This is a genomic window from Catellatospora sp. IY07-71, assembly GCF_018326265.1.
Lineage (GTDB): Bacteria > Actinomycetota > Actinomycetes > Mycobacteriales > Micromonosporaceae > Catellatospora.
In genome coordinates, this window is sequence record NZ_AP023360.1 from 816,575 (window position 1) to 839,754 (window position 23,180).

28 protein-coding genes and 1 tRNA gene are annotated in these 23,180 nt (G+C 69.7%); 20 read left to right on the forward strand and 9 right to left on the reverse strand.

Features of this window, described 5'->3' with window-relative positions:
• Positions 1-222: 222 nt before the first annotated feature.
• Together CS0771_RS03730 and CS0771_RS03735 are read right to left on the reverse strand one after the other, a co-directional pair.
• On the reverse strand, positions 223-507 hold the full coding sequence (locus tag CS0771_RS03730; protein WP_244870582.1) for a type II toxin-antitoxin system RelE/ParE family toxin: 285 nt from the start codon (positions 505-507) through the stop codon (positions 223-225).
• A complete protein-coding gene (locus CS0771_RS03735; protein WP_244870583.1) occupies positions 504-875 on the reverse strand; it encodes a type II toxin-antitoxin system Phd/YefM family antitoxin in 372 nt (123 codons plus the stop codon). The genes CS0771_RS03730 and CS0771_RS03735 overlap by 4 nt, the downstream gene beginning before the upstream one ends.
• 556 nt (positions 876-1,431) lie before the next feature.
• On the opposite strand from CS0771_RS03735, the gene CS0771_RS03740 reads away from it, so the two are divergent.
• A complete protein-coding gene (locus CS0771_RS03740) occupies positions 1,432-2,205 on the forward strand; it encodes a hypothetical protein (RefSeq protein ID WP_212839775.1) in 774 nt (257 codons plus the stop codon).
• Between the two features lie 192 nt (positions 2,206-2,397).
• On the opposite strand, the gene CS0771_RS03745 is transcribed toward CS0771_RS03740, so the two are convergent.
• Positions 2,398-3,246, reverse strand: a complete 849-nt coding sequence (locus CS0771_RS03745; RefSeq protein ID WP_212839776.1) for a hypothetical protein — start codon at positions 3,244-3,246, stop codon at positions 2,398-2,400.
• Positions 3,239-4,066: a sigma factor-like helix-turn-helix DNA-binding protein gene (locus CS0771_RS03750; protein ID WP_212839777.1), complete on the reverse strand. Its 828-nt coding sequence runs from the start codon at positions 4,064-4,066 to the stop codon at positions 3,239-3,241. Before CS0771_RS03750 ends, CS0771_RS03745 begins: the two co-directional genes overlap by 8 nt.
• 506 nt (positions 4,067-4,572) lie before the next feature.
• Between CS0771_RS03750 and CS0771_RS03755 the strand changes: the two genes are divergently transcribed.
• From CS0771_RS03755 to CS0771_RS03820, 14 genes are all read left to right on the forward strand, one after another.
• Positions 4,573-5,019, forward strand: coding sequence for a hypothetical protein (locus CS0771_RS03755; RefSeq protein WP_212839778.1), 447 nt, complete (start codon positions 4,573-4,575; stop codon positions 5,017-5,019).
• Entirely contained in the window at positions 5,016-5,318 is a 303-nt protein-coding gene (locus tag CS0771_RS03760; protein WP_212839779.1) for a hypothetical protein, read from the forward strand. Before CS0771_RS03755 ends, CS0771_RS03760 begins: the two co-directional genes overlap by 4 nt.
• Positions 5,315-5,788, forward strand: coding sequence for a hypothetical protein (locus tag CS0771_RS03765; RefSeq protein WP_212839780.1), 474 nt, complete (start codon positions 5,315-5,317; stop codon positions 5,786-5,788). Before CS0771_RS03760 ends, CS0771_RS03765 begins: the two co-directional genes overlap by 4 nt.
• The gene (locus CS0771_RS03770; RefSeq protein ID WP_212839781.1) at positions 5,788-6,132 is read left to right on the forward strand and encodes a hypothetical protein; all 345 of its coding nucleotides are present in this window, start codon (positions 5,788-5,790) and stop codon (positions 6,130-6,132) included. Before CS0771_RS03765 ends, CS0771_RS03770 begins: the two co-directional genes overlap by 1 nt.
• Positions 6,129-6,797: a GGDEF domain-containing protein gene (locus tag CS0771_RS03775; RefSeq protein WP_212839782.1), complete on the forward strand. Its 669-nt coding sequence runs from the start codon at positions 6,129-6,131 to the stop codon at positions 6,795-6,797. The genes CS0771_RS03770 and CS0771_RS03775 overlap by 4 nt, the downstream gene beginning before the upstream one ends.
• Complete coding sequence (locus CS0771_RS03780) at positions 6,794-6,964, forward strand: hypothetical protein (RefSeq protein ID WP_212839783.1); 171 nt, start codon at positions 6,794-6,796, stop codon at positions 6,962-6,964. Before CS0771_RS03775 ends, CS0771_RS03780 begins: the two co-directional genes overlap by 4 nt.
• A 17-nt stretch (positions 6,965-6,981) precedes the next feature.
• Positions 6,982-8,082 (forward strand): hypothetical protein, encoded by a 1,101-nt coding sequence (locus CS0771_RS03785; RefSeq protein WP_212839784.1) that lies wholly within the window; start codon positions 6,982-6,984, stop codon positions 8,080-8,082.
• A complete protein-coding gene (locus CS0771_RS03790) occupies positions 8,082-8,435 on the forward strand; it encodes a hypothetical protein (RefSeq protein ID WP_212839785.1) in 354 nt (117 codons plus the stop codon). The genes CS0771_RS03785 and CS0771_RS03790 overlap by 1 nt, the downstream gene beginning before the upstream one ends.
• A 160-nt stretch (positions 8,436-8,595) precedes the next feature.
• Positions 8,596-8,928 carry a hypothetical protein gene (locus CS0771_RS03795; protein WP_212839786.1) on the forward strand — a complete coding sequence of 111 codons (333 nt, stop codon included), beginning with the start codon at positions 8,596-8,598 and terminating at the stop codon, positions 8,926-8,928.
• Positions 8,925-9,179, forward strand: a complete 255-nt coding sequence (locus tag CS0771_RS03800) for a hypothetical protein (protein WP_212839787.1) — start codon at positions 8,925-8,927, stop codon at positions 9,177-9,179. The genes CS0771_RS03795 and CS0771_RS03800 overlap by 4 nt, the downstream gene beginning before the upstream one ends.
• Positions 9,180-9,183: 4 nt before the next feature.
• Positions 9,184-11,271 carry a cell division protein FtsK gene (locus CS0771_RS03805; protein WP_212839788.1) on the forward strand — a complete coding sequence of 696 codons (2,088 nt, stop codon included), beginning with the start codon at positions 9,184-9,186 and terminating at the stop codon, positions 11,269-11,271.
• 149 nt (positions 11,272-11,420) lie between these two features.
• Positions 11,421-11,693, forward strand: coding sequence for a hypothetical protein (locus tag CS0771_RS03810; RefSeq protein WP_212839789.1), 273 nt, complete (start codon positions 11,421-11,423; stop codon positions 11,691-11,693).
• Positions 11,690-13,315 carry a DNA cytosine methyltransferase gene (locus CS0771_RS03815; RefSeq protein ID WP_212839790.1) on the forward strand — a complete coding sequence of 542 codons (1,626 nt, stop codon included), beginning with the start codon at positions 11,690-11,692 and terminating at the stop codon, positions 13,313-13,315. The genes CS0771_RS03810 and CS0771_RS03815 overlap by 4 nt, the downstream gene beginning before the upstream one ends.
• Entirely contained in the window at positions 13,312-13,647 is a 336-nt protein-coding gene (locus CS0771_RS03820) for a hypothetical protein (RefSeq protein ID WP_212839791.1), read from the forward strand. The genes CS0771_RS03815 and CS0771_RS03820 overlap by 4 nt, the downstream gene beginning before the upstream one ends.
• Positions 13,648-13,703: 56 nt before the next feature.
• Here CS0771_RS03820 and CS0771_RS03825 read toward each other — a convergent pair whose 3' ends face one another.
• A complete protein-coding gene (locus CS0771_RS03825; protein ID WP_212839792.1) occupies positions 13,704-14,210 on the reverse strand; it encodes a DUF6584 family protein in 507 nt (168 codons plus the stop codon).
• Between the two features lie 195 nt (positions 14,211-14,405).
• On the opposite strand from CS0771_RS03825, the gene CS0771_RS03830 reads away from it, so the two are divergent.
• From CS0771_RS03830 to xerC, 4 genes are all read left to right on the forward strand, one after another.
• Complete coding sequence (locus tag CS0771_RS03830) at positions 14,406-15,266, forward strand: bifunctional DNA primase/polymerase (RefSeq protein WP_212839793.1); 861 nt, start codon at positions 14,406-14,408, stop codon at positions 15,264-15,266.
• Positions 15,263-16,780: a YfjI family protein gene (locus CS0771_RS03835; protein WP_212839794.1), complete on the forward strand. Its 1,518-nt coding sequence runs from the start codon at positions 15,263-15,265 to the stop codon at positions 16,778-16,780. The genes CS0771_RS03830 and CS0771_RS03835 overlap by 4 nt, the downstream gene beginning before the upstream one ends.
• A gap of 420 nt (positions 16,781-17,200) precedes the next feature.
• Positions 17,201-17,389 (forward strand): helix-turn-helix transcriptional regulator, encoded by a 189-nt coding sequence (locus CS0771_RS03840; protein WP_371821346.1) that lies wholly within the window; start codon positions 17,201-17,203, stop codon positions 17,387-17,389.
• Complete coding sequence (gene xerC / locus CS0771_RS03845) at positions 17,386-18,783, forward strand: tyrosine recombinase XerC (protein ID WP_212839796.1); 1,398 nt, start codon at positions 17,386-17,388, stop codon at positions 18,781-18,783. Before CS0771_RS03840 ends, xerC begins: the two co-directional genes overlap by 4 nt.
• A 713-nt stretch (positions 18,784-19,496) precedes the next feature.
• Here xerC and CS0771_RS03850 read toward each other — a convergent pair.
• Positions 19,497-19,580, reverse strand: a tRNA-Tyr gene (locus CS0771_RS03850).
• A gap of 128 nt (positions 19,581-19,708) precedes the next feature.
• On the opposite strand from CS0771_RS03850, the gene CS0771_RS03855 reads away from it, so the two are divergent.
• Positions 19,709-20,203 carry a YajQ family cyclic di-GMP-binding protein gene (locus tag CS0771_RS03855; RefSeq protein ID WP_203741783.1) on the forward strand — a complete coding sequence of 165 codons (495 nt, stop codon included), beginning with the start codon at positions 19,709-19,711 and terminating at the stop codon, positions 20,201-20,203.
• Positions 20,204-20,388: 185 nt separating this feature from the next.
• On the opposite strand, the gene CS0771_RS03860 is transcribed toward CS0771_RS03855, so the two are convergent.
• The 3 genes from CS0771_RS03860 to CS0771_RS03870 form a co-directional block, all read right to left on the reverse strand.
• Positions 20,389-20,958, reverse strand: coding sequence for a hypothetical protein (locus CS0771_RS03860; RefSeq protein ID WP_212839797.1), 570 nt, complete (start codon positions 20,956-20,958; stop codon positions 20,389-20,391).
• Between the two features lie 302 nt (positions 20,959-21,260).
• A complete protein-coding gene (locus tag CS0771_RS03865) occupies positions 21,261-21,482 on the reverse strand; it encodes a hypothetical protein (protein WP_212839798.1) in 222 nt (73 codons plus the stop codon).
• A 374-nt stretch (positions 21,483-21,856) separates the two neighbouring features.
• The gene (locus CS0771_RS03870; RefSeq protein ID WP_212839799.1) at positions 21,857-23,053 is read right to left on the reverse strand and encodes a helix-turn-helix transcriptional regulator; all 1,197 of its coding nucleotides are present in this window, start codon (positions 23,051-23,053) and stop codon (positions 21,857-21,859) included.
• Positions 23,054-23,180: the final 127 nt, after the last annotated feature.

Below are 23,180 nucleotides of genomic sequence, written 5' to 3' on the forward strand. Positions count from 1 at the left end.
AAACGCACACTGAAGTGACCCCTATCGTACGGACACGCGCCTGGCGTGCGCGCGACCGCCGTCCGGGCCACGCGCCACACGTCGAACCGGCCCGGCCCGCGGTGACACGGTGACAGCGAGCCCTGTTGGGCTTCGTTTGGCCTGCTCAGGTGGCCTGCCGGGCTGTCACCACCTGCCGGTGACAGGTGGTGACAGCGGTGACAGGACGGCGTATCGACTCGGCTACAGGGTGTCGTACACGTCGCTGCGATGGCCGAGGTGCACCACGAGGACGAGCAACTGTCCGTCCTCGACCGTGTAGACGACCCGATAGTCACCGACCCGGATGCGCAGCAGGCCCGGATGCCCTTGGAGCGCCTTCACGCCGCCCGGTCGAGGGTCCACGGCGAGGCCAGCGATCGCCGCGACGATGCGGGCCTGAACAGGCTTGTCGAGCTTGCGCAGCAGCTTGGCCGCCTTTTGGTCGATCGCGACTTGGAAAATCGGCCCCGGCGCTGGCGCGGTCACAGGCCCAACTCAGCGCGGAGCTGGTCGAGCGGGATCGGCTTCTCTCCGGCATCGATACGCGCCAGGGCTTCGCGCGCTGCGGCGACGTCTACGGCGTCCTCGGCCCGTTCGATCGCCTCGGCCACCTCGACCGGGACGATCGCGGCCAGGCGCTCTCCCCGGCGGGTGAGGTAGGTGATGCGGCCGGCGTAGTGCGCGCGGGACACCACGTCAGCCAGCTCGGTGCGCGCCGCGGAGATGCTCATCTCCTGATCAGGTTCCCGCCGGGCGCCGGTCTTGCGAGGGACCAGCTTGCCCGCGCGCTTGGCGTCGGAGGCACGGCCGAGCTTGCGGCCTGTGGTGGACGTGCGGATCGGTTCAGCGGTCATGTACCAAGCGTACGACTTGTACAACTCGTACGCCAGCCGCACCCACCGCCCTTCACCCGAGGCGTCGCGCGTCGACGCGCGACGCCGGTCGGTACGTCGGCGCGTCCCGATCGGTTGACGGCCGGGCGTCGTCGGGCCGTCGGACTGGTCGTCGGTTGGCTGGCGAACTGGTAGGCGTCCAAGATCTTGCCGCCGTGACCGCTGACAGGCCTGTGAGCTGCCCTGTCAGCGGTCAACTGCGCAGTGAAGGAAACCAGACTCCCTATCGGGATTCCTCCCCAGGGGCTTGAAACGCACAGACAATCGCTCGGATCGGCCCGCGCTCGCGGGCCGCCGGCGACCGCGGTGCCGCCTACGCTGATCATGCGAGCCATAGGGAACGTCCCCTCCGAATCGGAGGAGGCGTTTGCGCAGCACGCCAACGGTCAGCGCTTGAACAGACACGCCCACGGGTCTGAGCGGAGCCCAGCCGAACGATAGAACCAAAGCAGGCCGAACGACCGGTGCCATATCGCTCGATGTCGCCCAGACTTCCGTAGTGATTCGGTTACCTCGCGTGGCTCTCGCAGCATTCTTGTCGGTCGTCCTGCTCGGCCTGGGTGCAGCCTGTAGCGGCAATGCGGCCCCAACTGCTGCGCCGTCCGGGGCGCCGCCACTTCCAACCAGCGCCGCCCCTACCATCGCTTCGCCGACCCCAAGCCCCACCCCACCGACTCCTCCGGCGCTGACCGTCAGCTTCATCTGCGATGGAGCGACCTACACAATCTCCCTGGACGCCAAGGGCGCGCCGGTTTTTGCCGAGGTCTGGGCAGCGAAGATCGAATACTGTGGCACGAGTAGCTACAGCGGCAACGCTGATCTCGTGCGAAGCAGCACGAACCTCAGCCCCGTCGAGGCAAGCGCACAGAAGCTGCTCGATCCCGACCTCACCGATCTAAGCGACCTCTACTTCGCGTGCGCGACGATCTACCCTGGTGGGGACTACGCGGGTAGCGCCGAAATGGCACTTGCCAGCGCCAATGAGATCAGAGCCGCACTGATACTTTGTCCCAAGCATCCAAGAGCAAGCCAATGGAAGCTCGTGGCTGCTGGCAAGATCTTCAGCGACGGAACCTACCTCGTCGGCAAGGAAATCAAGCCAGGAACATATGTAATCCAGCTTGGCGCTGACGAGGGAACTATCCATGATTGCTATTGGGAGCGCACGAACAAATCAGGCAATATCATCGACAACAACTTCATCCTAAGTGCTAAGCGTGCACAAGTGACAATCCGATCGAGCGATTACAGCTTCCACTCCAAAGACTGCGGAACGTGGCGACCGCGATGATGCAGTTCCTGCCCAACCAGATTCCAGGCTGAACCAGGACCGAAGCGTCGGCCCGAGGCCCAGAGCGACGGCTACACTGCGCCGACACACGACGCGTCGCGCCCAGCTGGACACGACGAAAGCGGCGCCGCCGACATTACCTGCCGACGGCGCCGGTCCTCTCCCAGATCGGCCTGTCGGTCGCACCTAGGGCTACCGAAGGTGCGGCGGTGCCAACCAGGCGCTAAACACCGTAGCGTCGTCGCTGGCCTTGTTCCGTGGCCACCGCGCGCCCTTCGGGTCACCTGCCTCAGCAGCACGGACCGCCTCAATTAGCGCCCGCGGTCCGCCCTGGTCGACCGACCGCGCCAGTAGGTCACGCCAACTCATCAACCCGAGGGTGGCGGCCCGCGCAGCGCCATCCGTCAGGATGGCCACCCGCCCGATGGCGTCGATTCGGCCCGTTAGGGCGTGCCGTGCGGCTGCCGGTTCCGCCGCAGCGATCCAATAGCCGCCGTCCTTGTTTCGCGCAGCTAGCTCGGCGCGCTTCATCGGAATCAACGCCTGTGCCTTTTCTGCGGTTCCGATAAGGTGTCGGTCAACCTCTTCGCGCTCCGCCTTCGCTGTCTGTTCAACGCGAGGGTCAACGACGATGTTCAGCTCATAGGCGCTGTCGTTAACGATGGTGACATCGCCTAGTACGAGGTAGTCGCCACTCGGGCGCAGAATAGCCACGCCCGCCGATGGGGTGCCCGGATGGTCCAAGTCGCAGTTTCTGTGCTCAAGCGCGACCGTCAATATCGCCATCCGCAGAGCGCCCGATAACGGAAGGCCTTCGAACTCCCCGGCACACTCCACGATTGCCTTGCCAAGATGCTCGGCATACCAGTGGACCCCATGAACGCACCCAGTATCCGTGCGCGCGGTGGCACCGTCGAGAACCACGGCGATTTGCTCGTCGGCGTATACCCAATCTTCCGAGGGCTTGCCGACATCGCCAGGCGAGGTGGCGACTTGGATGTCGTAGAACCTGGCTGCTGTATCGAATTTGGGATCAGCCATTGTCGTGCCTAAAGGTTCCCGTGAGGCCGGAGGTCGACAGAGTCTCGCGAGTCTTCGGGTCGTATCGCACCTCGATGAGCTTCGACCACCGCCGATTCTTTACGTCGCGATACAGCTTCGTAAGGTTGTTCTCGACGTAGTGAACCGCACCGGCGGTCCCGGGTGCGTGAATGCCCGCCAGATAGAGGAACGTGCCTTTGCCATCCGGCCGAGGGAGCCTACCGATATATGCGTAATCGACGGGCTTGTCAGTAGGCGACCTGTACTCAATTCCGGTCTCTTTGTTGACGAGATACCACCCGAGGTGGTCTGAGCTGAATCCCAACACGGGGTCCGACTCAAGCACCTGGCCGACGAAGGGGAGAAGTCGTGGACTGGTCAGGACGACAAGATTCGGCCTATTGAGCTGAAGCAATCCAGGTGGCGGAACAATCTCCGACTCCGCTTCGAGGCCCAGCCCACGCAACAGCTCGGCGAGCCGCTCATACGCGCCGAACGCCTCGCGCGACGCGACTACGAGAGCGGAACCGTCTGCACGGCCGGTCTCGTGCTTGCCACCAATCGCGACCGTGATCTTTCCGGTTCCGAAGAACGCGCGTTCCGGCCTCGTTCCGCCGGCCATGAGCTGCGAGATGCGACCACGGGACATGCCGAGGGCATTGGCGATTTGGACCTGGGTCATGCCTCCCTGGTCGAGCAGCGTCTCCAGGAACTCACGCCGCTCCACGGACAGCTCGGCGATAGCTGCCTGATGCTCGTCAATCTTCGCGCTGATCTCTTTCGCGCGCTCCAGAAGGATGCCGCGCGTCACTTGATCCATTTACGGGGCTCCATCCGCTAGGGGGCTAACCACATCCTAGCTGGTCAACCCCCATATCTAAACGCGGCTCGGTTGCGCCCGCTAAACATCCTTGGTTAGGGGGCTTGACAGACGCGGGCGGCGGCAGCCAACCTGTGTCTAGCCCACTAAACACGGAGTGGTTATCGGGCTAGCACTATCACCGGCCTGGCTACGGCCTTGTCTCCACGTGCCTTGAGAACTTCACAGCGACAGGAATACAGCGCTCGGGGGTCGTCCCCGAGAGCCCTGCATGAAGCCACCTGGTGGTAGCGCCCAGTAGGTCCTGGGAGCGGCGGGAGACGAGCAGGACGGGTCTCGGGCGCTGGCATTGCCGCACGTAGATGGTGATTTCCGTCGGGCTGGGTGCTGCCAGTCCCAGCCCGCGCGGAAGCCGCCAGCTGACGGCTGAACGAGAAACGCCCTGGCAGGGCTCCACCCCTGCCAGGGCTTTGCATCTCATCTCTCCTGCTCAGAAGGGACTAGCGATGCCTGTCCAGGCTATCGTGTCGGCTGCTGCCGACGAACCGGCTGGTCTTCTGACCGCCGATCACCCCCTGGCGGCGCTGGCCGCCCGCAAGTGCAAGACCTCGCACCTGCCGACCCTGCCGCCCGCGCTGATCGCTGGCGTCGCCTGCGGCGGCTGCTGGGCTGACGTGCTGGTCACGGACATGCTGTTCGCGATCGAGAACGAGCTTCCCTGGGACGTCGAGGTCGACCCGACGTACGTCGACGAGGTCGCCGTGGAGCGGGCCGTGCGCCTGGCCCTGGAGACCTCGGCCGACACCGAGGCGGCGCACGCCGACCTGGAACTGACCGACCTGGAGCGCACGGAGGTGCGCCGCCGGCTGGCCGACATCCGCTCCCGCCGGAACCGCCGCTACCGCTTCACCTGCTCCCGCGCCGCTGGTGCCCGGCGGGAGGTGTCGCGATGATGCTGACGGGACAGCTCGACCTGTTCACCGGCGTGACCGCCGAGGCGGCCCCGCCCGCGGTCCCGGTGCGCCGGGCCGTCGCACCGCTCGGTCCGGGCGAGGTGCTCTACACCGCGTTCCGCGGCCAGGGCGACTGCGACGACTGCTGGCAGGTGCAGGCCGCCGCCGACGTCGAGGGCGGCCCCGTGCCGTTCCGGCGCCGCGCGACGACGGTCCGCAAGACCGCCACCACCCGGACCCTGCTGTGCGAGCCGCACAAGCTCGACCGCCAGGACACCGGCACGGAGGTGGAGCGGTGACCCCGATGCGCGCTGACGAGCTGCTGGCCGGGGACCGGATCCTGAGTCCGGCGGGCCACCTGGAGTCCGTCACCGACGTGACGGTGGATCAGGACGGCGTGCGGGTCAGCACCGACCGCACCGGCACGGGCTACCGGTGGTTCTTCAACGGCTACAAGAAGCTGCCCGTGCTGCGGCTGCCACACGCGCCGCGTCCGGTGCAGGTGTGGACCAGCGAGCTGCACCCGGCGATGTGCGTGTACGTCGGCCCGAGCGGCGACCACTGGACCTCTCACGCGCTGGCGTGGGCGTCGCGCCGGTCCGGCACCGGCGCGGGCTGGGAGGTCATGGACCGTCCCGGCGGCGCTGACCAGGTCACCGAGATCGTGGCCGACCGCGCGATGGCGCGGCGCAGGCTGCGCCGTATCGCCGCCGCTCACGCCAAGGCCCTCGGCGTTCCGGTGCACAACCCGGCTGGGGGTGAGCGGTGATGCCGCGAACCCGGACCGGCCGAGCGATCGGCGACATCGCCCGCCAGCAGGCCCGCGGTGAGATCACGACCGAGCAGGCCGCCGCGCTCACCGAGGCGCTGCGCGACCGTCAGCGCCAGGCGCTGTACCGGGCCGCGCTGGACACCGCCGCCCGCCCGGCCCGGCCGGTGCAGGTGCGGCTGATCGGCACCCGCGCCGATGTGGCCGCGGTGCTGGTCGCGCTCGACGAGGTCACGACGCTGACCGCCGTGTCGGACCCGAGGCCCGCCCGTGGCGACGCGGGTTTGGTGCGGGTGTACGCGACAGCGGCCCGCCGGTTCCCGCTGAGCGGAGGTGGCCGATGAACACCCGCCACCTGAGCACGTTCGCGCTGGCCTGCGGCACGGCGGTCGGGCTGGCCGGGCTGGCCCTGGCCGCTCACGACCGGCACGAGCTGACCAGGGCGCGCCGCGCGGCGCACACCGACCCGCTGACCGGCCTGGCCAACCGTGCCGGGCTCGGCGCGGCCTGGCCGCGTCTGGCCTCGACAGCGCCGGTGCTGGCGCTGATCGACCTGGACGGGTTCAAGCCCGTCAACGACACCTACGGCCACGCGGCCGGTGACTCGGTGCTGGTCACGATCGCGGACAGGCTGCGGGCGCTGCTGCCCGGGGCCTGCGTCGCGCGGCTCGGTGGAGACGAGTTCACCGCCGTGCTGCCCGGCCCGATCCGGTCGGCACACACGCAGGCGCTGCGCATCGCCGCGACCGTCGCGCTGTCGGTGCCGATGGGCGACGACGCGGTGACCGTGACCGCGTCCATCGGCCTGGCCCCGTCTGCCGGCCACGACCTCGCGCAGGTGCTGGCCACCGCTGACGCGGCCATGTACCGGGCCAAGACCAGCCGGTCCGGCATCGCGGTCTACGACGCGGCCACCGACGACCGCACGACCCCTGCCGCCGATCCCCGACCCGCTGTGCGGGTGCGCACCCTGCACCGCCGCGCCGACCTGGTGGAGCTGACGCGATGAGCAAGCGCGAGACCTACACCGATCAGCAGATCACCGACGCGGCCACGGTCGCGCTGCTGCGCCGCCTCGAGAAGGCGGGCGTGGACCGGGCCGTGCTGGCCGACATGACCGACCGGGACCGGGACGCGGTGTTCGCCGCCGAGGCCCGCCACCGCAACCGCCGCTGACCTGGGGAGACAACCAAATGAGTCTGTTGACGAACGTGACCGCCGCGAGCAACGCGCGTGCGGAGCAGCGCCGCTTGGACGCCGACGCCGAGGTCGAGCGCCAGGCCAAGGCCGCGCAGTTGGCGCTGGAGGTTGAGGCCGCGCGGCGCGAGTCGGCGCGGCAGGAGCGCCTGGCCGCCGAGCAGGCCCGCGCTGAGCAGGACGCGGCCCGCGCGGCGCGCAAGGCCGCGAGCAAGACCCGCGCCTCGGCCGCGTGGCGGGAGCGGGCCGCGACGCTGCGGCGGGTCGGTGAGGCCGGGCTGTGGATCGGCCCGATCCTCGCGCCGATGGCCGTGGCGTGGGTCGGTCAGGTGCAGTTCGCGATGGGGGTGCTGGGCTGGCCGCTGTGGGCGGCGCTGGTGTTCGCCGCCGCGTTCGAGCTGACCACCGCCTACGTTGCGCGGCTGGACTTCATGGCCCGCCACGATGGCGACTCCGGCAGCATCTTCCGCGCCGCCACGTGGGTGTTCGCGCTCATTGCCGCGGGCATGAACTACGCCCACGCCGCCGGGCCGAACATGGCACCCACCGGTGCCGCCGTGGCGTACGGCCTGATGTCGCTGACCGGCATCGCCCTGTGGGAGCTGCTGTCGCTGTACCGGCACCGCAAGCACCTGCGCGCCACCGGGCTGCTGCCTGCGCCGCTGCCGAGGTTCGGGTTCGCCCGCTGGTCCAACTTCCCGGCCATCACCTGGATGGCGCGGCGGCTGGCCATCCGCGACGGACACACCACGGTCGAGACGGCATGGCAGGCGTCCACGGCGTACTGGGCCGAGCGCTCGGCAGCCAAGGCGGGCAGCAAGAACTCCAAGACCAACGCCGCCAACACGCCGCCGACCAAGGCAGCGAAGCCCGGCAGGCCTGCCGCCAACGGCGACGCCAGCGGCGAGCCGGACCCGCGCCCGGTGTCGGCACCCCCGGCCACCGGCAGCCGTCCCAATGCCGCCAAGGACGTGGCCAAGTTGGCGGCGGCTCACCCGGACTGGAAGCCCTCGCAGATCGCGGCGCGGCTGAAGCTGTCGGAGCGCACCGTGCGCCGGTACCTGCCCGGCGCGGACGTGACGGCGGAGGCAGCGTGATGACGGCGCTGACGCAGGTCATGGTGAGCACGCACAAGGACCGGCCGCAGGTGCTGGTGCTGGGTGAGCGAGTCGCGCCCGGTCTGGTCATCACGCCGGGCGTGGACGGCGCGGGCCGCTACGGCGGCGGCTGGCTGCTCACCCACGTCGCCACCGGACACGCCGTACTCGGCTGCGCAACCTGCCTGTACTGCGCGCGACGTGCCGCCGCCACGCTCATCGGCATCGACTGGACACGGGCCGGTGCCGACCTGGCTGGTGACGAGCAGGTGCGCGCCGCCGTGCAGGGCGAGGCAGCCCGGATCGTGCGTGACTGCAACGCCTGGACCTGCGAGATCCCTGACGGATGCTGACCGCTTCTGTGCGGGCCGGGCTCATCACCCCGGCTCGCGCAGTCGCCGCCAGCGTCGGCGACCTAGCACCACCCGCACCAGCCCACGCGGGACGCGGCCCGAAGGCCTAGGAAACCTGGCCGCGCCCCGCCACCCCTTCTCATTGAGGAGCAGGCCCATCATGACCACCGACCAGCACCCGGACGACACGTACCCCGCCGTCGACCCCTCGGGTTCCCTGGACGAGCAGCTCTACGCCCTAGCCGACTGGATCGACCAGCGCCTCAACGACGAGCTGGCCGACCGGCAGTACGCCCTGGAGCGCGCCAACGACTACGTCACCTGGCTCGCGTTCCGCGCGGTGCAGGTCAGCCAGCAGAGCGGCATCCCGCTGATCCCGAACGACCCGAACGAGGGCATCACCAGCGAGTTCGGCATGTGGCACCCGCCGACCCGGTTCCCCGGCCCGGCCCCGCGCACCACCGAGGACCAGCGCACCGGGGACCAGCAGTGAGCGCGGAGCAGGCCTGCGGGCAGTGCCCCGCCCTGCACGCCGAGATCTCCCGCCTGCGCGGCGCCGTCGCCCAGCTTGAGGCGCTGGTCGCATGGCTGCGGGAGCGGCTCGGCGGCCTGATCGCTGCCGTCAGCGCTGCCGAGGCGCTGATGCGGGAGCAGGCCGAGCGGCCCACGATGCCGCGCGGCCGGCTGCTCACGCAACTGCACGAACGCCTGATCAACGCCCTGATCGATGTCGAGCGGAGGTAGCACCATGGCCCTGTCCCCAATGGTCTTCAACGACGACGACGAGCCGACCCGCACCGCCGTGCCCGGCCCGGCCGCCCCGGTGGATGCCGAGTCGTACACCGTGTACCGGCCCGACCAGGGCGCGCCCGTCGACGAGCCCGAGGGCGAGGCGATGACGGTCACGTGGAAGGACGTGACCAGCGGCAACAGCCGCCGGGTGCCGCTGGTGCCCGCGTGGATGCTGTCGGCGCACACCCGCCGCGCCACCGTCCGCGCCCTGGTCAACGACGCCGGGTACTACGCGGCGTTCCACGCGCTGCGCTCCCCGTGGTACGGGCTCAAGGTCGCCGCCTACGCCCCGCGCGGGGTGTGGCGGCTGGCCCGGCGGGTGCTGCGCTGGGCCAGCGCCGAGGAGGGCAACTGGTCGCTGCGGCAGCACGCCGCCGACCGCAACGACGCCTACACCTGGCAGGCCTTGAACCGCACCCGCGCCAAGGAGTCCAAGCCGCGCTGGATGCTGCTGGGCGCGGCGGGCACCGCCGCGTGCGTCGGCACGACCGTGCTGGAGCTGTCCGGCGCGGTCCCGCCGATCGGCTGGTACGCCGCCGCCGCGGGAGCTGCGCTGCTGGCCGCGCAGGCGGGCAAGCCCGCCGACCGGCCGATCACCGACCGCGTGTCCAACACGCCGAAGTTCACCCGCCTGACCGCCGAGCAGGTCCGCGCGGCGCTGGTCGCGGTCAAGGCCCAAGGGCTGACCGACCCGAGCCAGTTGGAATTCCCGACCCCGATCCACCGCGACGGGCCGGGCTGGCTGGCCAGGGTCAACCTGCCGCTGGGTGTGGAGGCGGTCAAGGTGATCGAGAAGCGCGCGGCGCTGTCCTCGGCGCTGCGCCTGCCCATCGACCAGGTCTGGCCCGCACCCGGCCCGGAGCACGCCGGGCAGCTCGACCTGTGGGTCGGCTACCAGCCCGCGTCGAAGATGGGCAAGCCCCGGTGGGCGCTGCTGGCCGACAACGCCGTCACCAGCGTGTTCCGCCCCGAGGAGTTCGGCAGCGACGAGCGGCAGCGCCCGGTCAAGACCTCCGGGTTCGCCCGGTCGTTCCTGGTCGGCGGGCAGCCCGGTAGCGGCAAGAGCTACGCCGGGCGGTCGCTGGGGCTGATGTGGAGCCTCGATCCCACGGTGGAGTTCAAGATTGCCGAGTTCAAGGGGACCGGTGACTTCCTGGACTTCGAGCCGCTGTGCAGCACGTACGTCGTCGGAGTGGACGACGAGGCGATCCGGCAGGGCGGGCAGATCCTGAACTGGGCGCTGGCCGAGGCCGAGCGGCGCGGCAAGCGCATCCTGGCCGCCAAGCAGGCCGGACTGGCACCCGAGGGCAAGGTCACGCCCGAGCTGGCGCGCAAGCCCGGTTCCGGGCTGCACCCGATCGTCATCATCATCGACGAGGCGCACGAGCTGTTCGCGGCCGACAAGGACGCCGCCGACGCGGCGGAGCGGCTGATCAAGCGGGCGCGGGCGCTGGGCATCATCGTGGTCCTGCTCACGCAGATCCCGGACAAGACCAGCCTCCCGCCCAACATCACCCGGTGTGTCACCAACCGCTGGTGCCTGTCGGTGCAGGGGCAGGTCGAGAACGACATGATCCTCGGCACGGGCGCGTACAAGCGGGGGATCACCGGCACCGTCTACAAGCCCGTGGACGACGCCGGATGGGGCGTGATGACCGGCGGGCCGTCGCCGGTGTCGGTGTTGTCGCAGTACCCGACCCCCGAGCAGGCCGCATCGATCATCGCCCGTGCCATCGCCCTGCGCGGTGGCCGCCGGCCGATGGGCAACGACCTGCCCGCCGCGCGTGACCTGCTCGCCGACCTGCTCGACGTGTCGGCCGACAACGGCCAGCACTGGACGGTGGCCGCTCCGGCGCTGGCCGAGCGGTGGCCCAACGCCTACTTGTCGATCACGGCGGAGGCGCTGTCGGACATGGCGCGCACCCTCGGGGTTCCGTCACAGTCCGTGAAGATTGCGGGCACGAATCTTCGCGGCTACCGCCGCGATGTCGTGGCCAAGATTCTCGCCGATCGAGAGGCGGACGGCACCGCGGGCAAGCGGTAGCGCCACGGGTAGCGGCACGGATGAAGGTAGCGGCTGCGCTACCCGTGCCGCTACCCCTCCACAACGGCCTCTGCCTGCGAAGTCTTTGAGCAGGCAGCGGGTAGCGCCATGCCGAAAACAGGGCTCGAAACGACCTGAGGAGACCCCTCGTGACACCGGAACTGATCGCTGCCCTCACCGCGATATCCGCAACCATCGTCTATGTCTTGCTGTGCTGGGTGCTGCCGTTCGGGCGCTGCCGCGCCTGCTCCAGCAAGGGCACCCGGCACACTCTCCTGCTACGCAGAGTCACTTTCTGCCGCCGCTGCAAGGGCTCCGGACTGCGCCTGCGCATCGGCCGCCGCATCTACAACACCGTCCACCACGCCCGCGAGCAGGCCGACGCCGCCGCGCGCGCCAAGACCCCGGAGACGACGCGATGAGCCTGACCTTCACCGACATCTTCTGCGGCGCGGGCGGCAGCTCGATCGGGCTGACCGCCGCCGGGCTGGACCTCAAGCTCGCCGCCAACCACTGGCGCACCGCCATCGACACCCACTCGGCCAACTTCCCGGCCGCCGAGCACCTGTGCGCCGACGTCAACAACTACGACATGCGCCGCCTGCCGAAGACCGACGTGCTGTGGGCGTCGCCGATCTGCACCGAGGCCAGCCCCGCTGGCGGGTCGTCGCCCAAGCGCCCGAAGTCCAAGCCCCGCCCGCGCGGGCAGCTCGACATGTTCGAGCAGGGCGGCCACATCCCTCAGGCCGGGTTCGAGCGCACCCGCGCCACGTTCCACGACGTCATCCGCGCGACCGAGGTCCACCGGTACTCGGCCGTGCTGGTCGAGAACGTGCCCGAGGTCGCGTGGAAGTGGGAGCTGTTCGAGTGGTGGTGCGCCGGGATGCGGATGCTGGGCTACGAGCAGCAGACCGTGTGCGCGTCGTCGGCCCACGTCGGCGGGGACGGCAACCCGTGGGCGCCGCAGTGGCGCGACCGGATGTACCTGGTGTTCACCCGGACCGGCATCCCGCTGCCCGACGTAGCGCCCCGCCCTCTCGCGTGGTGCGAGCCCTGCGGGGCCGATGTGCACGCGGTGCAGGTCTGGAAGAACACGCCGACCGTGCGCCGGTTCGGCCGCATCGGCTCCTACCGCGAGCAGTACGTCTACGTCTGCCCCAATGCCGCGTGCGGTCAGGCGCAGGTCGAGCCGTACGTGATGCCCGCCCGCGCCGCCATCGACTGGACCGACGTCGGCGAGCGCATCGGCGACCGGCCCAAGCCCCTGGCTGCGGCGACCGTCGCCCGGATCGAGCACGGGCTGAGCATGTTCGCCGACCGGCAGACGCTGATCACGGTCAACCACGGCGACAGCGACAGCCGCGCGCTGCCGCTGGACGGCGGGCCGCTGCCTACCCGGACCCTGAAGATCGGCGAGGGGTTCGCCACCCCACCGATGCTGGTGCCCGCGGGCGGCTCGTGGAACAACACCGCCTACCCGACCGGCGGGCCGATGCGTACCCGCACGGCGCGGGAGTCGGAGGCCCTGGTGGTGCCGCCGTTCTACGTCAAGCAGTACGGCGGATACGCCGACCCGGCCCGCATGTCCAAGCTCGTCGACAGCGAGCCGCTGGGCACGCAGACCGCGTCGCTGAGCCACTCGCTGGTCACCACGGAGCCGTTCATCGCGGTGCTGCGCAACCACGGCACCGCGCACAGCACGGGCCAGCCCTTCCAGACGATGGCCGCCGGGGGCGGGCATCACGCCCTGGTCATCCCCTACCGCAAGGGCAACCGCCCGACCACCACGGACGCGCCGCTGCACACCATGGCCACCCACGACTCCGGTGCGCTGCTGCGCCCGGCCGTGAAGGTGGAGGACTGCTACTTCCGGATGCTCAAGCCCCGCGAGCAGCTCCGGGCACAGCGGTTCCCCGACACGTACGAGGTGCGCGGCAACGTTTCCGAGCAAACGATGCAGGCCGGGAACGCGGTCAGCGCCAACGTGGCGCAGTTCCTGGGCGGCCGGGTCGCGGTCGCCCTGGACAGCCGGAGCGCGTCATGAAGGTGCTGACCAGCGGGCGGCCTGTGGCGCGCCGCGACGAGTCCGCCGGCCACCCGGTGTGGTGCGCCGGTGGCCACCACTGCACGTTCGGGCGGATGCCCGCCGGGCAACACGCCTCCATCCCGGAGGTGTGGGTGACCGACCTCGCGCGGCTGGTCGCGACCCGCTACCGCGACGAGCGGGGCCGGGACCGGGTGGAGCTGCGCGTGGTGCTCAAGCTCGACAACGACGAGCGCTCGGCCGAGGACCAGGCGCGGCTGCTGCTCGCCGGGACCTACGCCGGGCTGCGGCACGTACTGGTCGACGGGGGCGGGGCGGAAGCTCCGTGGTGAGCGGCATCCGTTCCGCCGCGGCGGTGCACGACGCGTCGCGCCCAGCTGGACTCGGCCTAAAAGATCCATCCGATCAGGGTGACCAGCCCGAGCACAGCCAGACCAATCATGATCAGTCCCATCACTCCCGCCAGCAGGCACGGCAGGCCGTCACGCCACGTCGCAGGGGCCTCCGGGCGGGGTCCGACCTCAGTCCAGCTGACGGGGGCTGTGCTTTCCTCCTCTGCCTGCTCAACGAGGCGAGCCAGGCGGGCACCAGCCAATGGGCCGACCTCAGGGCTGGGATCGGAAATGACCTTGAGCAGGAGCAGCCGTCTCCACGCACCGGGGTGGGCTTTCTCGAACGCGGCGATCTCCTCCGGAGTGGCGTCTTCGGTGAGAAACCCCCAGCGCCCGGCCTCCACCCAGTTGCCGAGCTGCCGATAGAGCGCCGCACGACGAGCACGCAGCTCCAGGTCGTCAGGGTAGGCGGCGGTAAGGCTTGCGAGCCGCTGCATAGCGGGGTGGTAGTGCCCCCGCTGCAGATCCGCCGCCACCTTCGCCAGCACTTCCTCCGCCGTCATGGCGGCCATTCTCCAGGATCTGCCACCTCGACTGCATTCGAGTTGCAACGGTCCCGGGGTGCCGTGACCGGCCTACTGGCTTTCGCCTGCTCCCTTGCCCTGCAGGGCGAGGAAGCCCACTCGGACCGTAATCGCTCTCTGCGACGACCGACCCGTGCTTCACATGACCAGCCACCTGACCAGGAAGGAGAGCCAGTGCACAGCCTGACCGCCGCTGCTCTGGACGCGGCCGAACGCGGATGGCGGGTGTTCCCGGTGACTCCCGACGCGAAGAGGGCCGCCATCCGTGCGTGGGAGGCCCGCGCCACCACCGACCCCGACCGCATCCGTCGATGCTGGTCGACCGGGCCGTACAACGTCGGCATCGCGACCGGCCCGTCCGGGCTGGTCGTCATCGACCTCGACACGCTCAAGCCGGGCCAGGAGCTGACCGCCCCCTGGGCGTTCTACCAGACCGGAAGCCAGGTGCTGGCCGAGCTGGAGCGCCGCGAGCGCGCCGAGCCGGTGCGCACGTACGCGGTGACCACCGGCCGCGGTGGCACGCACCTCTACTACCGCCACCCCGACCAGGGCGAGAACCTTCGCAACACCGCGAAGAAGCTGGGACCGCTGGTCGACAGCCGTGCGCACGGCGGCTACGTCCTCGCCGCCGGCAGCGTCGTCGACGGGCGGGAGTACCGCCTGTGCGCCGACCTGCCGGTGGCCGACCTGCCCGGCTGGCTGGCCGAGGCACTCACCCCGGCGCCGCTGCCCGAGCAGGCCCCGATCACCGTCACCCTCAGCGCCGACCGGGTGGGCCGGTACGTACAGGGCGCGATCGATGCACAGCTTCGCCACCTGGAGCAGGCCACACAGGGCGGGCGCAACCACGCCCTCTACATGTCGGCGGTCGCCCTCGGGCAGCTCGTGGCCGGAGGCGCGGTCAAGGAGCAGGAGGTAGAAGGCCTGCTGACGCAGGCTGCCCACCGCATCGGCCTGCGGCCGATGGAGACGGCCCGCACCATCGCCTCCGGCCTGCGCGCCGGGGCGCGGCGCCCGCGGACGGTGGCGGCATGACCTCCAACGTCCGCCACCTCACCGCGGTCCGCGACGACGAGCCCGCCGGGCTGCCCTGGGACCTGCCCGTCCCGGTTGGCAGCAACACCGCCGCGCTGCCGTCGTTCCCGCTGACGGTGCTGCCGAAGTGGGCGCGGGACATGGTTGAGGGCGTGGCGACCTTCACCCAGACCGACCCGTCGATGGGCGCGGGTGTGCTGCTGTCGTCGCTGGCCGCGTGCGGCGGGGGCCGCATCGAGGTCGAGGCCAAGCCGGGCTGGCGGGAGCAGGTCAACGCCTACATCGCCGTCATCGCCGAGCCCGGCGAGCGCAAGACCCCGGTCTACAAGGCGCTGGTCAGGCCGCTCTACCAGGCCGAGCACAACCTCCAAGAGGAGGTGCGGCCGATGGTCGAGCAGGAGCACGCCCGGCGCGACATTGCCCAGCGGGCAGCCGAGCACGCCCGCGCTGCCGCCGCCAAGGCCGGTCCGGACCGCCGCGACGACCTCACCGCCGAGGCGCTGGCCGCCGTACTGACCGCTGAGCAGATCACCGTGCCGACGCTGCCGCGACTGATCTGCGACGACCACACCCCCGAGGCGCTGGTAGGGCTCATGGCCGCCAACGGCGGACGCATGGCCGTCATCAGCGACGAGGGCGGGATCTTCGACACCCTCGCCGGCCGCTACTCCGGCACGCCGAACCTCGACCCGTACCTCAAGGGCTACAGCGGCGGCTACATGTCCAGCGATCGGCAGACCAGGGCGGGTGAGAGTATCGCCGACCCCGCCCTGACGGTCGGTGTGATGTCGCAGCCCTCGGCGCTGCGCAAGTTCGCGGCCAACCCGGAACTGTTCGGCCGTGGGCTGGTCGCCCGGTTCTGGCTGATCCTGCCGGGCAGCCTCGCCGGGTACCGCGACCAGGACGCGCCCTCGGTCCCGACCGCGGTCACCGCCCGGTACGAGAGCACCATGCGGAGCCTGGCCGCCACCCTCGCGGTCTGGGACAGTCCGCAGGTCATCACCCTCACCCCCGAGGCTGCGCGGGTGCGCGCGGCGGCAGCGCAGGAGATCGAGCACCAGTTGCGCCCCGGTGGGGCGCTGTACGACATGCGGGAGTGGGCCAACAAGCTCTACGGCAGCATGCTCCGGCTCGCCGGGCTGCTCCACCTGGCCCACCACCCTACCGACGCCTGGCAGCGGCCCATCAGCGAGGAGCAGATGGGCCAGGCCGCGCAGGTCACCGCATGGCTGATCTCGCACTACACCGCCGCCGTCGCGCTGGTCAACGGCGACCCCGCGGGCGACACCGCCCTCGACATCCTCGCGCTGCTGGTCGGCAAGGGGATGCACACCTTCACCCGGCGGGAGCTGCACCGGCGCGCCCACCGCAAGCTCCCGCGCGCCGAGCAGGTCCGGGCGGTGCTCGACACCCTCACCCAGCACGGATGGGTCAGGGTCACCCCGTCCGGCGACTACGAGGTGCACCCGGGCGCGGCCGACTACGTCAACCGCGTCAAGGCCAACCGCACCTGACGCCTGTCACCGCTGTCACCACCTGTCACCAGCAGGTGGTGACAGCCCAACAGGCCACCTGAGCAGGCCCAACACGACCCAACAGGGCGATTGTCACCGTGTCACCGCTGTCACCGCCTTCCGGGCCGCGCGAGCGGCTGTCACCGCTGTCACCACCTGTCACCACCTGGTGGTGACAGCACCGAAGGGCATCTGACCTGGCCCAACACCACCCGACACCGGCGACTGTCACCGTGTCACCGCCCCCGGCCATCCCGCCTCGCGTGGCGGGCCGAGGGCGCGGAACCCGCCGGGCGGACTGGGGCACACGCACCGCGCGCATGTCTCTGGACATGCGCCAACCACAGATCTTGGCTCAGAAAGGCTCTCAGGCCGCTTCCTCGCGGCCACAAACCCTGGGGAGGGATGGAGATGGCTCGCGTGGCCGTTCGCGACCCGCTGATGGAACTGGAGGAAGTTCTCGCCGAGTTGGGCGTGGCCAAGTCGACCTTCTACGCCTGGAAGGCGACCGGCCGAGCGCCCAAGACGATCAAGTACCCGAACGGGAGCCTGCGCGTGCGGCGCAGTGCCCTGGACAAGTGGCTATCCGAGCACGAGGAGAACGCGTGAGCACGTACGACGTGCGGTTTTGGGACATCGACGAGTACAAGGGCAAGCGGAAGACCAGCTATCGGGTGCGCTGGACGACCGCCGGTCGACCGCACGCGAAGTCCTTCGAGACGAAGCCGCTGGCCGAGTCGTTCCGGGCGAAGCTGCTCACGGCGGCGCGGGAGGGCCAGCCGTTCGACGAGGCCAGCGGCCTGCCGGAGCGCATGGTGCGCGAGCAGAACTCGCGCACCTGGTACGAGCACGCGTGCGAGTTCGTGGACATGAAGTGGCCCCGGGCGTCCGGCAAGCACCGCAAGGGCATCGCCGAGTCGCTGGCGACGGTCACGGAGGCGCTGCTGGCCACCGACCGGGGCGCGCCGAGCCGCGCGGACATCCGGGCCGCGCTGTACGGCTGGGCGTTCAAGGCCAACGAGCGGGCCGCCGGGCCGCCGCCGGCCAAGCACGAAGCGGCCGTCCGCTGGCTGGCCGAGAACACCGTACGGCTGTCCGCGATGAACGACCCGGCACTCATGCGCAAGGCGCTGGACACGCTGCTGCTGAAGATGGACGGCACGGCCGCCGCCGCGAGCACCGTCGCCCGCAAGCGGGTCGTGTTCTACGGTGCGCTGGCGTACGCGGTCGAGCTGGGCCGCCTGCCTGCGCACCCGCTCCACGGGGTCAAGTGGATCCCGCCGCAAAACGACGACGAGGTAGACCGCCGGGTGGTCGCCAACCCCGAGCAGGCCGGGCGGCTGCTGGCTGGCGTCCGGGAGGATACGCCCGAGCTGGAAGGGTTCTTCGCAGGCATGTACTACTCGGGCCTGCGGCCTGAGGAGTTGCTGCACGTGCTCGACGCCCATTGCGAGCTGCCCGACCCAGGCGACCCGGACGCGTGGGGCTGGTGGCACCTGTCGGGCGCGACGGTGGCCGTGGGCGAGGGCTGGACCGACGGCGGCGGCGCACACGAGTCCCGGCAGCTCAAGCACCGCGGGAAGAAGGCCACCCGGCGCGTGCCGATCCCGCCCGAGGGCGTCGCGGTGCTCCGCCGGCACCGCGAGCAGTTCCGCCCCGGGCGCGACGGCCGGATGTTCGTCACGCGGCGCGGGCCGGGCGGGCGCTACTTCGAGACCTGGCCGGGCACGACGATCCCGAACAACACCTACACCACCGTGTGGGCGCGGGTCCGGAAGAAGTCGCTTACGCCGGTCGAGGCCGCCTCACCGCTGGCAGGCAGGCCGTACGACCTGCGCCACGCCTGCCTCAGCCTGTGGCTGAACGCCGGTGTCCCGGCAACCCAGGTCGCCGAGTGGGCGGGCAATTCGGTGCGGGTGCTACTCAAGGTGTACGCCAAGTGCATCGACGGGCAGGAAGAGCTGGCGCTCCGTCGCATCCGAGTGGCTCTCAGAGGGCAATGACATCTTCAGATGTAGAACTTTCAGCCCAGATGGTGACATTACTCTGCTGGGGGTGGATAGCCATCCGGGACTTGGCGTAGGCGAGCCCAGGTCGCGAACACGGAGGTGAGTGCGAAGAACACGCCACACACGGAGAAGATCGCCGGTGTGGTGACGTGACCTTCTACGCCTGGAAACCAGGGCGAGAGCATAACGAGCGGCGTGCCGATCACGGCGACGAGCCACACCAGCCGAGCCCATGTCGGAAGCGCCCTCAACATCTGGCGGAAGACCCAGTTCCCGAGCCACAGTCGCCGGGTTCGTGGCGCGGCTACTACCCACAACGACATGCCGACGATCATCGATACCGACGGGAGGTTTCTACCGGCCAGGAGGACGGCAGCCTCGAAGAGTGTGTACGCGGTCGCCGCGATCCCGGCTACGAGCAGCCACGAGAGCTGACGACGTGAATCCACAGGGTGAGGGTAAGGCCGGACCGCCAGGGCAACAAGGTCGGCCGTGCTGGCAGCCTGCCGACCAGACCGCCCGCCACTGGCGCGGCGGGGAGGGCGCAGACCCGCCGAAGTAGCCCGAGCCACTGTGATCTTGCCGCAAAACTTAGACGCGTATTAGACGCGGCTACCAGGATTCAGCGGTATCCCGCTGGACTCAGCCGGACTGACACGAAAGAGCCCCTGGCCAGGTTTCGCCTGGTCAGGGGCTCTTCTTGCTGCTGGTGGCGGGTAGAGGATTCGAACCTCTGTAGCTTTCGCGACGGATTTACAGTCCGCTCCCATTGGCCGCTCGGGCAACCCGCCTGGTCACAGCGCTGCCAGCACCACCTTCGCGGCGTTGGCTCGATAAGGATAGCGGTACGCGGGCGGCGATGTGCAACCGGGTTGGACCATGGGCACGCCGCGCCGCTGGATCTGCTAAAACGGTACGCATGGCAGCTAACCCGTCGTTCGACATCGTCAGCAAGGTTGATCGGCAGGAGGTGGACAACGCGCTGCACCAGGCCGAGAAGGAGATGGGCACCCGGTTCGACTTCCGCGACACGGGAGCCTCCATCGCGTGGGCCGGCGAAGAGGGCGTCACGCTCCAGGCGAACACCGAGGACCGGGTCCGGGCCGCGCTGGACGTCTTCAAAGAGAAGCTGATCAAGCGGAACATCTCGCTCAAGTCGCTGGACGCGGGCGACCCGAAGGCCTCGGGCAAGACCTACAAGATCGACTGCAAGATCATCCAGGGCATCGACCAGGAGAAGGCCAAGGCGATCTCCAAGGCGATCCGGGACGAGGGCCCGAAGGGCGTGCAGGCGCAGATCCAGGGCGACCAGCTCCGGGTCACCGGCAAGAAGAAGGACGACCTCCAGGAGGTCATCGCCCTGCTCAAGGCTGGCGACTTCGGCGTGGCCCTCCAGTTCACCAACTACCGGTAAGTCCGGCCGTACCGCCCTGGCCAGGTCGCACTACTCATGATCTGAACTGGGCAAACTCTGGTGTCGTCGGTCATCGTTGGTCGGCGCAGGTCGCCCTTTGACGGCCTGGAGACGGCCTGCCACCGCATGGCATCGGATGCGGATGAGGGGAGCACCGTCAACGCAGCCTTGACGGCGCTCCCCGTTCATGCCTCGTCCCGAGTTTCAGGCGATTGGTCAGGGTCGGGGCGCTGGACGGCCACAGCTGGGGAGCCGCCGCGGGGAACGACCACCAGGAAGTTCCGGCCGCCTCCCTTTACCCGTATAAGTTCGATCGAAGCTGCGGCGGCCAGCGCCTTTCGTATCGCGTCGGCGCCTTCGATGATTCGGTCGAACACCACGCCTTCTGCGAGAGTCTGCGCGTGTCCCCCCGTCCAGGGGCCGACGTGTGCTCCGGCTCGCAATAGTCGGCGCAGCTCGTCCCGCAGCGGACCCTCAGCCGGCTCCAGCATCTCGTGGAGCCGCTCCTGAATTGAGACCACTGGCTCGGGCGGGGTCCGCGCGGCTTCTTCTCGGCACTCGGGACACACATTGCGTACGTTCGGATCGAACGGCTGCCGGTAAACATCAATACCGGTGATGCCACACAGTGCGTGATCGTTGCCGGACGTCCCAGCATGATCCACCCGGCCGTCCTCGCGACGGCGTACCAGCGTGTAGACCCCAGCCGTGCGGGCCGCAGCAAATGAGAACGCCTCTCTCGAATCTCCTGTCACGGCTAGATTCTGTAGGACACGGTCACGCTCGGGCAGCGGCGGTTGCCAAGCGGACGCGGGCAGGTTGGCCAACTATCCGACTTCGAGGCAGCTGCTCAGGCCGGAATCCGGCATACGGGCCGACTCGTCCGTCCCTGTACAGCCTTGACGGCGTTCTCGTCTTCGCCGATGACACACCCCACTCCCCACCTCCGTCGCCGTCGTTGGACGTTCCCACTGTGTCCGACTCACAAGATCGACGCGTGACAACCCCACCGGAACCGAGTCGGGCGGGGTTGTCGTCGGCGGAATCCGTGGCTACGTCAGCGGCGCACCTTGACGAGGATGTCGCTGGGCAGAACGTTGAGCACCTGCCCTCGCTTCGGGCCCTCCGTGACCCGCACTTCTGGCCAGCCGGTATGACCGGTGTCGAGTCCGACGATCAGGCCGACAGCGTCCGGGTGCTGCGCCAGCGCAACGTGGTCACCGACGTACACCTCCTCACCGCTGGAGATGATCCAGCGGGCCTGGCTAACGCTCGTCACGGCCACCCACCAGGTGATCACAGATCGTGCGCAGGACCGTCGTCGTTGTGTTCCAGTGGTGCGCCCTGCTCGCGCTAATCGCCTGCTGAACGGTGCAAGCCTGCCCGGTCTCCTGCTGTGCCAACGGCTCCGCTGGTGTCAGCGGATACCGCTCCGCGGTGCTGACACCGCTGTACCGCTCGTCTAGCTCCTGCCGTCCGAACATGTCACCCTCCCGCACAAGGGCGTCGGGGCGGGCGGAGGTGCGGTCGCACCCACCCCGACGCCGGTCATGGCCGGGCATGCGCCCGGTGCCGATCCCGTCACGAATCGGCTACGGCGACGGTATGAGCGTCTATGCATAGCAAGAGGTACGAACCGTACCTGTGGTACGACTACCGAAGCAGGCCAACGGCCAGGGCAAGCTCTCGCGCGTCATCGCGGACCGGACCGCCGTTGTCGACCAGGTCCAGGATCGCCTGCCGCACGAACGGGTCCCGTTCGGTGACATCGACGTTCTCACGCAGCGCCTTGCCGATCATGTGCACCAGTCCCACCGGATCGCCTGTCAGCTGGTAGGCACGGGCGATGTCGATGAACGCCGCCGCACGCCGGTGCGCGGGCAGGCCGGTCAGGTCGAGCGTGGCAGCCCGGCGGATCGCCCGGCCCGGGTGGAACAGGTCGACCTCGATCCCGACCGCGGTCGCTGCGACCTCGGCGGCGCCGAACATCAGCCACGGGTGTACGTAGCCATCGGGGAGCGCATCGGCGGCCTGCTTCGCCCGGTCCCAGCACCGCCAGGCGATGCCCTCGTCGCCCGCCTTGCTATGCGTGCGGGCCGCGGCCAGCTGCAGCTTCCCCCACCGGGCCGTCTGCTCGGCATGTCCGGCTCGCGGGTCGAGGTCGGCCGCGGCCTGCTCGACGACCTCGTGCGCCTTGCCCAGCTGACCCGACGAGCGGTAGACGTGCGAGTAGTACCACGCCGCCGCGGCGATCGCCGCCGGGTCGTCGGCGTCCTGTGCCGCGCTCATGGCGCGGTCGGCGGACAGCCACACCATCTCGACGTGTGGGCTGAACGCGAACAGCTGCTGCGTCAGGTGATAAGTACGGGCGATACCGGTGCTGGCACGTCGCCGCGCCCGGCCCTCAAGCTGGGCGACGGTCGAGCGCCCGTCGATGAGCAGCTCGGGCAGCACCGCCGCGATCGCTGCCTTGCCTGCCGGAGCGGTGTTCCACAGCTGCCATGCCTGGTCGACGCGGCCGAGGAACCGGTCGACGTTCGGCTCGCCGCTGGCCGCCGGGCGGGTGTGCGTGGTCATGACGTTGACGACACGCTCTCCAGGCACGGTGGCAGCCTTCGTCACCGCGGCGACAGGGACGGAGGCGCTGCCGGTGAGGTCAGCCAGGTCGACGACGCCGAGAACTTCGGCGAGGCGCAGCAACATCGGCAGGCGGGGCTGCAGGATACGGCCGTTCTCGACAGCCTTGACCCACTCCTCGGACTTGCCGACGAGTCCGCCCAGGACGGCGCGTGTCTTGCCAGCCCGCTCCCGGTGGCCGCGCAGCCTGGCACCGAACGAATCCGCGCTCATCGAAGCACCTCCCACACGAGGGTCACTGCCTCAGACGGTACGGGCCAGTCGGACGCGTCGCCAGCCTGTCGACAGGGCATACATCTACGGCAGCGGGTCGGCGTCTGCGATATTCCGCAAAGGTTCT